The following is a 13,545-nucleotide window of genomic DNA, read 5'->3' as shown; positions in this document are numbered from 1 at the left end:
GGTAGCAGCGCATTGCGCCATGCAGTGCGCACGTAAAAAAAGCCGTTCAGTCTGCACTGAACGGCTTTTTTACGTCTGGCGAAAAGGTCTACAAGGCTTACAGCATGGTGGCCAAGGCACACTGCCGGTAATGGGCCGCGGCCTGCTCCGTTTGCTGCAAGGCATCGTGCATCTGCGCCAGCTTCAAGTGGGCGTCGCGCACCATTTGCGGCTCGTTCGCGTCCGACAAAGCCTGCTCCAAGTGACGCTGGGCCTTGCCCCACAGTTTTTGCTTGAGGCACAAGGTGCCCAGGGTCAGCGCCAGTTCCGCATCCAGCGGACGCTGTTTCATCCATTGTTCGCAATGCTCGATCTGCAGCAGCAGGGCCGGCGTGCCGGCTGGTGCCGCCGCTTCGCGGTAGGCGCGCACGACGCGCTCGTCCCAATCGGCGGCCAGCGACTCTTCGCACACGAGGCGCGCTTCATCGTGCAGGCCACGCGCATTCAGGGCCGTGGCAGCGCGGCAGGCAATATACGGCTTGACGCGATCCGCGCTTGGCACGGTGGACCACACGCGCATCAGGGATTCGGCGTCATGCGATGGATCGGACAGCAGATGGTCATAGGCCAGCTCGCGCAAGCGCGACGACAGGGCCGGATGCAGGGCGCGGTGCTTGTCGAGCGAACGCACGAGGCGCAGCACTTCCGGCCAGTTCTTCGCCTGCTGCTCGGCCTTGAGCGACCATTGCAGCGCGTGGATGTGGCGCGTGCCGCTGGCATTGAGTTCGCGTACCGCCGCCAGGGCCGCTTCCGGCTGGTGGTCGTCGACCAGCAATTCCGTCACCGTCATCAAACGGGCCGTCTTCAGGCTGGCATCGCCTTCGACTCTGGCCAGCCAGCTGTCGCGGCGCTCGGACTGGCGCATGCGGTGCGCGGCACGCGCGCCGATCAGCGCGGCCAGGCCGGCGTTCTCATCGAGTTCTGCGGCGCGCAGGGCGGCTTTTTCCGCATGGCCGAAACGCCCTTCGAACAGGGCTTTCAAGGCTTCGCGCAAGCCCTTGTTGCCATCGCGCTCACGCTTGCGCTGGCGGTAGGCTGCCACTTGCGCCGGCATGCGCACGGTGGCGCGCACGGCGCGCACCAACAGGTACAGCAGCACGAACAGCACGACCTGCAGCAACAGGAAGAAGTTCAGCGACAAATCGATGCGGTAAGGCGGATAGAACAGCACCACGTTGCCGGGATTGAAACGGGCCGTCACGGCGATACCGATCGCCGCGGCCATCAGGGCGAGTAACCAGAGAAATAGACGCATGGGCTCAGGACTTCGCTTTGTAGTTGCGCACAGCCGTCAGGCTGTCGGACAAGGTTGGCATTTCGATGGCCAGGTTGCTGCCCTGCACCTGGCGCAGCAAGGCTTGCGCCGTCTGCGTGCTCTTGGCGCGGGTATCGAAATACTTGGCCAGCGCATCCTGCGCGGCGATCAGATCATTCCTGAAAGCAGTTTCGTTGCGCGACAACAATGCCATGCGGGCATTGAGCAGGCGCAGCTTGACGTTTTCGCGCAAGAAATACGATTGCGTCGGCGACAGCATCAGCGCTTCCGGCGTATCGACGCGGCGGATGCGTATCAATTGGCGCACGTCGGCCCACATGTCGCCGCTCCAGGTATTCCAGCCGTCGCGCACTTTTTGCAGCAGCGGTTCCGGCGCGGGCGGCCCTACCAGCTTGCCGCTGGCATCGCGCACGGGCTTGGCCTTGCCCGGTTTTTCCGGTGCGGCCGGCAAAGCGGGCGTTTCATCCGACAGCATCGGCAGGGAGTCGACCTGGGCGATCACGGCATCGAGGCGCAAGGCCACGCCCGTCGAATCGACGCTGGGCAGGGCCTTGAGTTTTTCCATGTCGCGCCCGATGGCGCGGCGGATGGTGATGAATTGCGGCTTGTCGGAACGCGACAGGCTGCGGTCGGCGTTTTGCAGCGCGATCAGCGCACCGGGCACGTTGCCGGCCAGTTGCAGCTGCTGGCTGGCCGTCGACAGCACTTGCTCGATTTCCGTCAGCGCCCACTCGTCGCGGTTCTTCGACAAGTCGTTATACAGTTGTTCCAGGGCCAGCTGCTGGCTTTGCGTTTCGCTCTGGCGGTTTTCCAGCGCGCCCACCTTGATTTGCAGCTCTTTCGTGCCTTCTTGCACGTTGCGCGCCAGCACGCCCGTTTCGGCATTGCTGACATCGCCCTTTTGCAGGCGCTTGGCCACTTCTTCGCGCAGGTTGCGGATCTGCTTGCTGGTCGACCAGCTTTGCGCAGCGAGCAGCACGGCCAGCACGATGACGGCAATGCTCATGGGCTTTTGCAGCTGTTCGAGCAGGGTCGGCGCGCGGCCAGCGGGTTGGTCGGCCGCCTGCGGCGCCGTCTTCACGGCGCTGCCAGGCGTTGCATTCGGTTCGGAGAGTGTAGGCATTTCGTTCATGGTCGTGATTGTAACGCGGCGAGCACTCCTGCGTCGCCTGATCCTGTCAAGGTGACACGGGCAAAACCCAGGGCCGCCGCCGTTTGTGCAATGCGGGCGTGCGGCACGATCAGATGCTGCTGTTGCATTTTCGCAACAGCCGTCTTTTTACCATCCAATTCTTCGAGCAGCGCCAGCAAACCGCGCAGCGCTTCCGAGCTGGTGATGACCCAGTCATTATTATGCTGCAACAGGTTCTCCAGGGTCGCCCGCAAGGCTGGCGTCAGCAGCGGCACCTTGCGGCGGTAGGCCGTGACGAACTCGACTTCGGCGCCCGCTGCGCGCAAGCCGTCGGCCAGGTAATCGCGTCCGCCATCGCCGCGCACGATCAGCACGCGCTTGCCGCGCAGGGCCGGCAAGTCCAGCGCCAGTAACAAATGTTCGGAATCGCTGCGCGCCGTATCGAGCGGGCTGGTGATGGTCGCATTGGCATCCGTGACGCCGTGCGCCCCCAATGCCATACGGCTGCCCTCGCCCACCACTGCCAAGGGCACACCAGGCGGCCAGTCCGGCAAATGCGCAAAGACGCAATCGATGGCGTTCGGCGAGACAAACGCCACCAGGTCGTACTCGGCCAGGCGCGCCAGCACGGCTTGCAGCTGCGCGCATTCGTCCTCGCCGTCAAGCGCATGAATTTCCAGCAGCGGCAGCAAGGTCACGGGCAAGCCCAGCGCCGCGATTCTGGCGGCCAGCGGCCCCGCTTGCGCTGCGGGCCGCGTGATCACCACGGTGTCAGGCATGCGGCGCCAGGCCTTCATGGTTGTCGGGGGTGACGGCGCACGAGGCGAGGATGCCGGCGGCGTCCTGGCCGCGCAGCAATTCGGCCACCTGTTCGCCCAGCAGTTCCGGCGCAGCAGCCGGGCCACTGACGTCGGCGCTGGCCATGCGTGCGCCGTCCGGCGTGGCGACCATGGCGCGCAAACGCATGGTGTCGCCGTCAATGGTGGCGTAGGCCGCCAATGGAATCTGGCAACTGCCGCCAAAGATGCGCGACACCTTGCGCTCGGCCAGCGACACTTGCGTGGCCTCGACGTCGTTCAGGGGCGCCAGCAGGCGCTGCAGGTCGATGCCATCGGCGCGCTGGCCCATGATTTCAATGGCCAGCGTGCCCTGGCCGGCAGCTGGCAGGCTCAGTTCCGGCGACAACAGCGCGCGGATGCGCGACGCCAGGCCCAGGCGTTTCAGGCCGGCGGCAGCCAGGATGATGGCGGCGTAATCGCCACGGTCCAGCTTGCCCAAACGCGTATCGAGGTTGCCGCGCAGGGGCAAAATCGTCAGGTGCGGATAGTGCGCGGCGATCAGGGCCTGGCGGCGCAGGCTGCTGGTGCCGACGACGGCGCCATGCGGCAACTCGGCCAGGCTGGCATAGTCGTTCGACACAAAGGCGTCGCGCGGATCTTCGCGCTCCATGATGGCGGCTAGGGTGTACCCTTCCGGCAAGTCCATCGGTAAATCCTTGAGGCAATGCACGGCCAGGTCGGCACGGCCATCCTCCATCGCCACTTCCAGTTCCTTGACGAACAGGCCCTTGCCGCCTACCTTGGACAGGGCGCGGTCGAGAATCTGGTCGCCGCGTGTGGTCATGCCGAGAATTTCAACGCTACACTGCGGATACAGGGCGGCCAGGCGCGCGCGCACATGTTCAGCTTGCCACATGGCAAGACGGCTCTCGCGCGAGGCGATCACCAGGCGGGCGGGAATCATCGGCTTCAATTCGTTCGGGGTCAATTCGGATGCTTTCAAAACAAGTTCTTTCGCTGTGACTGTCGTTGTCATTATCGTTGCCATTTCGCCCGTCCGATATCAGTTGTATCGGGTGGCGCCCGGCGTCGCTATAATCGGTATCCCTTAGCCTAGAAGGCCAAGTCAGGCTAGCGTCCATGTTGAAGACCATAAATTTTATCATGCGCCCCCTCCCCTCTGCGGCCAAACGCCCGGTGCGATCCACATTCCCTTGCTTTTACACTTACTTTGGTTCTTTATTATGCTCAATGACGCAGTAGCACCAGAAATAGTTCCAGCGGCCGGCTCCGACAAGGACGCGCCACTGAAAGAAGATATCCGCCTGCTGGGCCGCCTGTTGGGCGACGTGCTGCGCGAACAGGAAGGCGACGCCGTCTACAATGTGGTGGAAACCATACGCCAGACGTCCGTACGCTTCCGCCGCGAAGCGGACGCGGGCGCCGCGCTGGAACTCGACGCCATGCTCAAGGAACTGAGCCGCGAACAGACGATTTCCGTGGTGCGCGCCTTTTCCTATTTTTCGCACCTGGCCAACATCGCGGAAGACCAGCACCACATCCGCCGCCGCCGCGCCCACCTGCTGGCCGGCTCGCCTGCGCAAAAGGGCAGCGTCAGCTTCGCGCTGAAAAAACTGCGCGCCGCCGGCGTGCCGCGCAAAACCGTCGACACCTTCTTCCAGGACGCCCTGATCGCCCCCGTGCTGACGGCCCACCCGACGGAAGTGCAGCGCAAGAGCATCCTCGACGCCGAGCACGACATCGCCCGCCTGCTGGCCGAGCGCGACCTGCCGCAGACGCCGAAAGAGCGGCAAGCCAATATGCAACTGCTGCGCTCGCGCGTCTCCACCCTGTGGCAGACGCGCATGCTGCGCTACTCGAAGCTGACAGTAGCCGACGAGATCGAAAACGCCCTGTCCTACTACCGCATCACCTTTTTGCGCGAACTGCCGGGCCTGTATGACGATATCGAGGAAGATATCGCCGCCGAATACCCGAACGGCGACGGTACCATCGAACCCATCAACGCCGCCTACGTGCAGATGGGCAGCTGGATCGGCGGCGACCGCGACGGCAACCCGAACGTGAATGCGGGCACCATGCAGCATGCGCTGGCGCGCCACGCCACCACCATCCTCGACTTTTACCTCGACGAAGTGCACACCCTGGGCGCGGAATTATCCGTCTCTACCCTGATGGTGGGCGTGAGCGCCGAACTGCAGGCGCTGGCCGACCAGTCGCCGGACGCCTCGCCGCACCGCAGCGACGAACCGTACCGCCGCGCCCTGATCGGCATCTATGCGCGCCTGGCCGCCACGGCCCGCGCCCTGGGCGCCACCAACATCCTGCGCAAGGAAGTGGGGCCGGCCGCCGCGTATCCCGACGCGGCCGCGTTTGTCGCCGACTTGCGCACCATCGTCGCCTCGCTCGAATCGCACCACGGCGCAGCCCTCGTGCGCCCCCGCCTGGCCACCTTGGCCCGTGCGGCAGACATCTTCGGTTTCCACCTGGCATCGCTGGACATGCGCCAGACTTCCGATGTGCACGAGCGCGTGCTGGCCGACCTGTTCGCGAAAAGCGGCGTGGCCGCCGACTACCCATCCCTGAGCGAGGAAGACAAGCAGGCGCTGCTGCTGAGCGAACTGGCCCAGCCGCGTCTGCTGTACTCGCCCTACATCGCCTACGCCACGGAAACGGATTCCGAGCTGGCGATCCTGCGCGCGGCGCGCGACATCCGCCAGCGCTACGGCGCGCGGGCCATCCGCAACTACATCATTTCGCACACGGAAACCGTGTCCGACTTGCTGGAAGTGTTGCTGTTGCAAAAGGAAACGGGCTTGCTGCGCACCGACTGGAAGGCCGGGGCCGGCGGCGACAGCACGTGCGAGCTGATGGTCATCCCCCTGTTCGAGACGATACCCGACCTGCAGCGCGCGGCCGGCATCATGAGCGAGGTGATGGCCTTGCCGTTGGTCAAGCAATTGATCGCCAAGCAAGGGCAGTTACAGGAAGTCATGCTCGGCTATTCCGATTCAAACAAAGATGGCGGTTTTCTCACCTCGAACTGGGAACTGTACAAGGCGGAACTGGCACTGGTCGCCGACTTCCAGAAGGCAGGCGTCAAGCTGCGTCTGTTCCATGGCCGCGGCGGCACGGTGGGCCGTGGCGGCGGGCCCAGCTATGAAGCCATCCTGGCCCAGCCGCCGGGCACCGTCAACGGCCAGATCCGCCTGACGGAACAGGGCGAAATCATCGCCTCAAAGTTTTCCAACGCGGAAATCGGCCGGCGCAATCTGGAATTGCTGGTCGCCGCCACCCTGGAAGCGAGCCTGGCACCGCAGGCTGCCAATCCCACGCACGCGAGCCAGCTGGCGCAGTTCGAAGCCGTGATGGCGGACCTGTCAAAACTGGCCTACCACGCCTACCGACACCTCGTGTATGAAACGCCGGGGTTTACGGAGTATTTCTTCTCGGCCACGCCGATTGCGGAAATCGCCGAGCTGAACCTCGGCTCGCGCCCGGCCTCGCGCAAGGCCAACCAGCGCATCGAAGACTTGCGCGCCATTCCCTGGGGCTTTTCCTGGGGCCAGTGCCGCTTGCTGCTGCCGGGCTGGTTCGGCTTCGGCAGCGCCATCGAGGCGTGGATCAACGATGCTGCGGGTGCCGCGAAAGAGGAAAAGATCGCCACTCTGCGCGCCATGTACGCCGAATGGCCCTTCTTTGCCACCCTGCTGTCGAACATGGACATGGTGCTGGCCAAGACGGACCTGGCAATTGCCTCGCGCTATGCGGAACTGGTGGCCGACCAGGACTTGCGCGAACGCATCTACAAGCGCATCACGGATGAGCATGGCAACACCCTGCGCTGCCTGGAGCTGATCACCGGCAACACCGAGCGCCTGGCGGGCAATCCGCTGCTGGCCCGCTCGATCCAGAACCGCTTCGCCTATCTCGACCCGCTGAACCACTTGCAAGTGGAATTGATCAAGCGCAACCGCGCCCTGTCGACGGAAAGCAAGATCGACGAAAGGGTCCACCGCGGCATCCAGCTGTCGATCAACGGCGTCGCGGCCGGCCTGCGCAACACGGGCTGATCGCGTCAGGCTGCTTTTGCCAGGCAGGGGCCGGCACCGCAAGGGCCGGCCCTTTTGCTTGCTCGTTAGCAAAATATTCTCAATAAAACAACAATTGGTATTACACTAGCGTCGGATACTTCCCCACACTCCGGCCCCATGCGCACAGCAACGGCCAACCATGACGCCAGGGACGCGGATGAGCAAATGGTCGATTGAAACGCCGAGTGCGGCATGCGCCGCCCTTATCCTGATCATGCTGGGCTGGCTGGCGGGCGCGGCCTGGCCGGCGCTCGACTTCTGGGAGCATGTCTGGCTGACCCTGCTGCTGGCCGCCGCCGCCGGAACGGCCATGTGGCTGATGCACAGGCTGCGCGCCCACCTCGCCAGCACGCGCTCCCAGCTGGATGCCAGCCTCATGCGCTACCAGCACCTGAGCGAAACGGCGCAGGACGGCATGTGGCAAACAGATGCGGACGGCCGCATTCTGTACGTCAACCAGCGACTGTGCGACATGCTGGGCATCCCCGCCGAACAGTTGCTGGACCACGCCATGGACGAATTCCACGACGAGGCCACCTTGCTGCGTCTGTGTCCGCTACGCCAGACGGCGAGCGATAGCTGCATGGGCGAACTGCATTACCAGCATGGCGACGGCACGCAGCGCTGGGCCATGCTCAGCGGCCGCCGCCTGTACGACCAGCACGGCGCCTTGACGGGCGCGCTGGTCATGGCCAGCGACATCACGGAACACAAGCGGGCCGAACACGCGTTGAGCCTGGCCCATGCGGAACTGGAAAGCCGCGTGGCCCTGCGCACGGCCCAGTTGCTCGACGTAAACATCCAGCTATCCGCGGAAATCGCCATGCGCGCGCAAACGGAAGCGGCCCTGGCGCGCAGCGAGGAGCGGCTGCAGGACATCATTTCCATGATGCCCCTGTCGCTATTCCTGAAAGATGCCGATTCGCGCATCGTGCTGATGAACCAGGCCTGCGAGCAGCAATGGGGCGTGCGCCAGCAGGACGTCGCCGAAGGGCGCGACTTGCAGCACTTCCCCGAGGAACAGAACGCGGGCTTCCTCGCTGCCGACCAGCAGGCGTTTGCCAGCCGTCAGGTGGTGATACGCGAAGAACTGGTATGGAACGCGCAGTTGCAGGAAAATCGCCTCGTGCAGACGCACAAGAAACCCGTGTTTGACGCCGACGGCCGGCCGCAGATGATCATCGCCATGGCCGTCGACGTCACCGACAGCAAGCGCAACGAGGAAAACCTGCAGCGCACCCTGGCCCAGCTGCGCGAACTGACCGACCACCAGCAAACCATCAAGGAACAGGAAAGACGCCGCATCGCGCTCGATATTCATGACGACCTGGGGCAGAATCTGATGGTGCTGCGCATCGATGTGTCGCTGTTGCACGCGCGCACGGCCACCACCCACCCGCGCCTGCACCACCATGCGCAGCGCGTGCTCGACACCATCGACACCACCATCCGCTCCGTGCGCACCATCATCAATGACTTGCATCCCAGCACCCTGGAGCTGGGACTGGGCCCGGCGGCCGAGTGGCTGATACGCCAGATGGAAAGCCGCAGCGCCATCCGCTACTGGCTCACGCTCGACAGCGAGGCGCCCGACCTGGGCCTGGACCAGCGCCAGACGTTGGCCATCTTCCGCGTGCTGCAGGAATCGCTGTCGAACATCGTGCGCCACGCCCAGGCCAGCGAAGTGGAAGTCGCGCTGGCGCAAGATGCGGATGCCATCGTGCTGCGCATCAGCGACAACGGCATCGGCATGCAGCCGGGCGACCACGGCAAGCGGGCCGCCTTCGGCCTGAAAAGCATACGCGAACGTGTCCACGCGCTGGGTGGTGAATTGCACATCGACAGCCAGGCAGGCCAGGGGACGGCGCTGGCCATCCATCTGCCGCAGCGGGCAAGTAAAGGGCATGCCGATAGCAATAAACAAAAATTAGTAAAAATAGTAGCAAATTAAGTATGCATTTGCAGCATAAAAAAGTATAGTAAGTTTTTTCTATGAGGAAACTATCATGCTGCTACGGTTCCCCTGCCTCCCTGCCACACTGCTCGGCCTGTTCCTTCTGGCCACCGTCCCCGCTGCCAGCGCCACCATCTATGCCGAACACGGCTTTGGTGAAAAAGATGGCAATGGCAGCATCGCGTCCGACCTGAACCCGGCCGGCCTGGTGGCCGGCATCATCATGGAAGCAGAAGGACGACGCCGCGCCGTGACGTATCAGCATGGCCGCATCCGCGAGCTGGGCACCCTGGGCGGCAATGAAGGTTTCACCAAGGCCATCAATACCCATGGCGTGGTGGTGGGCTCGGCACAAACGCCCAGTGGCGCCTGGCATGCATTCCGCTTTGAAGAAGCGGGCGGCATGCGCGACCTGGGCACCTTGGGCGGCACCAGCAGCTATGCCACGGCCATCACGCGCGACGGCCAGGTGGCCGGCTATGCCGATACCAGCGACGGCGATTTCCACGCCTTTGTCACGAAAGCCGACCACAGCCTGCAGGACCTGGGCACCCTGGGCGGTGCCAGCAGCTATGCCAGCGGTCTGAACCGGCATGGCGTGGTGGTGGGCACGGCGCAGCGGGGCGATGGCTACCGCCGCGCCTTCGTCTACCGTCCCGGCGCGGGCATGCAGGAAATCGGCACCCTGCCCGGCGGACGCATCAGCTCGGCCACCGCCATCAATGACGCGGGCCTGGTCGTGGGCGCCTCGGAAACGGAAAAACGCCGCTGGCACGCATTTGCCTGGGATGGCAAGCGCATGCTCGACCTGGGCGCCATGATCGGCCAGGGCGATAGCTACGCCACGGCAGTCAACGCGGCCGGACAGATCGTCGGCAGCGTCAACATCAACGGCTTTGAACCGATGACCTTTGTCTACAAGGAAGGCGTGATGACGGTGCGCCGCCGCGACGATGGCCTGTACCTGACCAACAAGATCACGGACGCCGGCCTGGTGGTGGGCGCCATCTATACGGGGCATAAATTCCAGGCCTTCGCCGTGCCATCGCAAGCGGCTCCCGCACCACACCGCAGCAACCCATTGGACTGGCTGGTCATCACCATCCTCATCTCCGCCAGCGGCGTGGTGCTGTACAAATTGCAGCACAACTATCGCATGGGCCTGCTGGGAGAGCGCACGCGTTTTATGTAGACAAGGCATGCTACAGGCGTAAAAAAAGAGGCTTGCGCCTCTTTTTTGTGTGCTTGCCCTACGCTTAATTTTGCGTCAGGAAAGTCTTCAGCTTGTCCGAACGCGAAGGCTGGCGCAGCTTGCTCATGGCTTTCGCTTCGATCTGGCGGATACGCTCGCGCGTCACGTCGAACTGCTTGCCCACTTCTTCCAGCGTATGGTCGTTCGACATTTCCACGCCGTAACGCATGCGCAGCACTTTCGCTTCGCGCGGCGTCAGCGAATCGAGCACTTCCTTGATCACGTTGCGCATCGACGCATGCAACGCGGCGTCCAGCGGTGCCAGGGTGGTATTGTCTTCGATGAAGTCGCCCAGTTGCGAATCGCCATCTTCGCCCATCGGCGTTTCCATGGAAATTGGCTCCTTGGCGATCTTCATGATCTCGCGCACCTTGTTTTCCGGCATTTCCATCTTGACGGCCAGGGTCGCCAGGTCCGGCTCGCTGCCCGTTTCCTGCATGATCTGGCGCGAGATGCGGTTCATCTTGTTGATCGTTTCGATCATGTGCACCGGCACACGGATGGTGCGGGCCATGTCGGCGATCGAACGCGTGATGGCCTGGCGGATCCACCAGGTGGCGTAGGTCGAGAACTTGTAGCCGCGGCGGTATTCGAATTTATCGACCGCCTTCAGCAGACCGATGTTGCCTTCCTGGATCAGATCGAGGAATTGCAAGCCGCGGTTGATGTATTTCTTGGCGATCGAGATGACCAGACGCAAGTTGGCGACCGTCATTTCGCGTTTCGCGTGACGGGCGCGCTTTTCGCCTGCAGCCATCTGCTTGTTGATCTTGCGCAAGTCAGCCAATGGCAGGGCCACGCGCGCTTGCAGGTCGATCATCTTCTTTTGCAGTTCCTTGACGGCAGGCACGTTGCGGCTGAGGATGGCGCTGTACGGATACTTGCAATCGACTTCGCGGTCGACCCATTCCAGGTCGCATTCATTGCCCGGGAATACCTTGATGAAGTGGGCGCGCGGCATGCCGCATTTGTTCACGCACAGCTCCAGCACGGCGCGCTCGATGTGGCGCACTTCTTCCATCTGGCCGCGCAGCGTGTCGCACAGCTTTTCCACGACCTTGGCCGTGAAGCGAATGCCCAGCAATTCCTGAGAAATGGCTTCCTGCGCCTTGATGTAGGCTTTCGAGTTGTAACCCTCGGGCGCCTTGCGCATCTTGTCGTACTGCGTCGAAATGACGTTGAATTTCTCCAAGGCATTCTTTTTCAGCTGCGCCAACTGTTCGCTGGAGAAACCGGCCGCGCCGCCATTGGCGTCGCCATCTTCTTCCTCGGCTTCTTCTTCCTCTTCCTCGTCGTCACCGCTGGCGGCAGCAGGTGCGGCGGCAACGGCAGGCGCCGGGGCATTGCTTTCGTTCAAATCCACGAAGCCATCGACCACTTCATCGACCTTGATTTCGTCGCGCGCGATTTTTTGCGACAGCGCAACGATTTCGCCGATGGTCGTGGGGCAGGCGGAAATCGCCTGGATCATGTCTTTCAGGCCGCCTTCGATGCGCTTGGCGATCTCGATCTCGCCTTCGCGCGTCAGCAGCGCCACGGCGCCCATTTCACGCATGTACATGCGCACGGGGTCGGTGGTGCGGCCGAAGTCGGAGTCGACCGTCGACAGGGCGGTAGCGGCAGCCGCTTCCACTTCATCGTCGCTGGTGACAGTGGCGACGTTGTCGGTCAACAACAAGCTTTCCGCGTCAGGGGCGCGCTCGTAGACGGCGATGCCCATGTCGTTGAAAGTGGCGATGATGCCTTCGATCGCTTCCGGATCGATGATGTTTTCCGGCAATTGGTCATTGATCTCGGCATAGGTAAGGAAACCGCGTTCCTTGCCCATATTGATCAAGCCCGTGATCTGCTTGCGGCGGCGTTCCAGGTCCGCTGCCGAGGCTTCCGGATCACCGAGCGCGTCCGCCAGGCCGCCCTTGGCCTTGCGGTCGCGCGCTTTCGACACGGCCTTCAGTTCGGCGCGCTCGACGGCGTTCAGTGCTGCCACTTCATCGTTTTCCGGCGTGAATTCGCTTGGTTTGCGGCCACGGCGGCCCGGCACCTTGACGGTCGGCAAGAAGTAATTCGAGGTATCGATGGCAGCCAGGGCATCGGCGTCCGTCGTCTTGCTGACCACTTGCGCGCCGGTAATGATGGTCACGGGCGCCGCTTCGGGCTTGGCGCGCACGACTTTCGAACGGGCTGCCGTCACCACTTTATTCGTGGCGGCGCTTTCGCTGACCTTGCGTGGCGCAGGCGCCACCTTGGCGCCTGGGGCCACTTTGACGCTCGGCGTTTTGACTGCTGCGGCTTCGGCGACCTCGGCAACGGCCTCGGCGGCCGGTACGGCAACGGAGGCTTCCGCAGCCAACTCGGCCGGTGGCACGGCAGCGAGGCGCGAACGGCTTTTCTTGACCACGGTGACGACGGTGGGCGCCGTCGTGACGGTGGCTTCCGGATTCGCTTGCGCATTATCGATGAAGTAAGATAAAGTCGTTTTGGGTACGGCAAGTGGCGCCGCAGCTGGGCGTGGCGCCTTGGCGGACAACGTTAAAGTTTTTGGCGTATTCTTCATGAGATATCTCTTAATGCGAGACCAGATGGTGTCGGCGCGAAGTGAATGATTCCACCTAAGCCTGCGAAACCGGACTCGATGGAGCGTGTTGTTGCGGCTGCCGTCAAAGGCAGCGGCGCCTGTCTATCGGGGCGCTCAAAGCCCGCGCATCCCGCAACGAGAGCGGCGGGGCCGAAGCCGGATCAGATAAATAAGCGATGTACATTGCGGAATGAAAAAAAGCCCGTACCAGAACGGGCTTGAATCTATTGTTGTTCAGTGAAGACACAGCGGAGAGCAAGATTATGCACGAAGGCCAGTTATCTGGATAATTGATAAGCAAAATATCTGATATCAAAAATATCAATAATGATGGCCCTGCACCGCACTGCTCCTATCCCCTGCACACCTGAGCCAGACCGTCAAATACGGGGTCCAGTCATCAGCGCAAGCCGACATTATACA

The 13,545-nt window shown here is 62.9% G+C and carries 8 protein-coding genes; 3 read left to right on the top strand and 5 right to left on the bottom strand.

What is annotated here, in order from left to right; translation table 11 throughout:
* Positions 1 to 97 precede the first annotated feature (97 nt).
* From CLU92_RS01465 to hemC, 4 genes are read right to left on the bottom strand one after another with little or no spacing between them, the layout of a single operon-like run.
* Positions 98 to 1,294: a heme biosynthesis protein HemY gene (locus CLU92_RS01465; RefSeq protein WP_101480429.1), complete on the bottom strand. Its 1,197-nt coding sequence runs from the start codon at positions 1,292 to 1,294 to the stop codon at positions 98 to 100.
* 4 nt (positions 1,295 to 1,298) lie between these two features.
* A complete protein-coding gene (locus CLU92_RS01460) occupies positions 1,299 to 2,447 on the bottom strand; it encodes a uroporphyrinogen-III C-methyltransferase (protein WP_101480428.1) in 1,149 nt (382 codons plus the stop codon).
* Positions 2,444 to 3,226 (bottom strand): uroporphyrinogen-III synthase, encoded by a 783-nt coding sequence (locus tag CLU92_RS01455; protein ID WP_101484438.1) that lies wholly within the window; start codon positions 3,224 to 3,226, stop codon positions 2,444 to 2,446. The genes CLU92_RS01460 and CLU92_RS01455 overlap by 4 nt, the downstream gene beginning before the upstream one ends.
* Entirely contained in the window at positions 3,219 to 4,190 is a 972-nt protein-coding gene (gene hemC, locus CLU92_RS01450; RefSeq protein ID WP_373918893.1) for a hydroxymethylbilane synthase, read from the bottom strand. The genes CLU92_RS01455 and hemC overlap by 8 nt, the downstream gene beginning before the upstream one ends.
* 280 nt (positions 4,191 to 4,470) lie before the next feature.
* Between hemC and ppc the strand changes: the two genes are divergently transcribed.
* The 3 genes from ppc to CLU92_RS01435 all read left to right on the top strand — a co-directional run bounded on the left by ppc (position 4,471) and on the right by CLU92_RS01435 (position 10,487).
* Positions 4,471 to 7,320, top strand: coding sequence for a phosphoenolpyruvate carboxylase (ppc, locus tag CLU92_RS01445; protein WP_101480427.1), 2,850 nt, complete (start codon positions 4,471 to 4,473; stop codon positions 7,318 to 7,320).
* A gap of 160 nt (positions 7,321 to 7,480) precedes the next feature.
* A complete protein-coding gene (locus CLU92_RS01440; protein WP_101480426.1) occupies positions 7,481 to 9,292 on the top strand; it encodes a PAS domain S-box protein in 1,812 nt (603 codons plus the stop codon).
* A gap of 55 nt (positions 9,293 to 9,347) precedes the next feature.
* On the top strand, positions 9,348 to 10,487 hold the full coding sequence (locus tag CLU92_RS01435) for an HAF repeat-containing protein (RefSeq protein WP_101480425.1): 1,140 nt from the start codon (positions 9,348 to 9,350) through the stop codon (positions 10,485 to 10,487).
* Between the two features lie 64 nt (positions 10,488 to 10,551).
* Here CLU92_RS01435 and rpoD read toward each other — a convergent pair whose 3' ends face one another.
* On the bottom strand, positions 10,552 to 13,101 hold the full coding sequence (gene rpoD / locus CLU92_RS01430) for an RNA polymerase sigma factor RpoD (protein ID WP_101480424.1): 2,550 nt from the start codon (positions 13,099 to 13,101) through the stop codon (positions 10,552 to 10,554).
* Between the last annotated feature and the right edge of the window lie 444 nt (positions 13,102 to 13,545).

The sequence above is a fragment of the Janthinobacterium sp. 61 genome, assembly GCF_002846335.1.
In the GTDB taxonomy this organism is placed as follows: Bacteria; Pseudomonadota; Gammaproteobacteria; order Burkholderiales; family Burkholderiaceae_D; genus Janthinobacterium.
The sequence above is the reverse complement of the archived record's forward strand: the minus strand, read 5'-3'. Positions and strand labels throughout refer to the sequence as shown.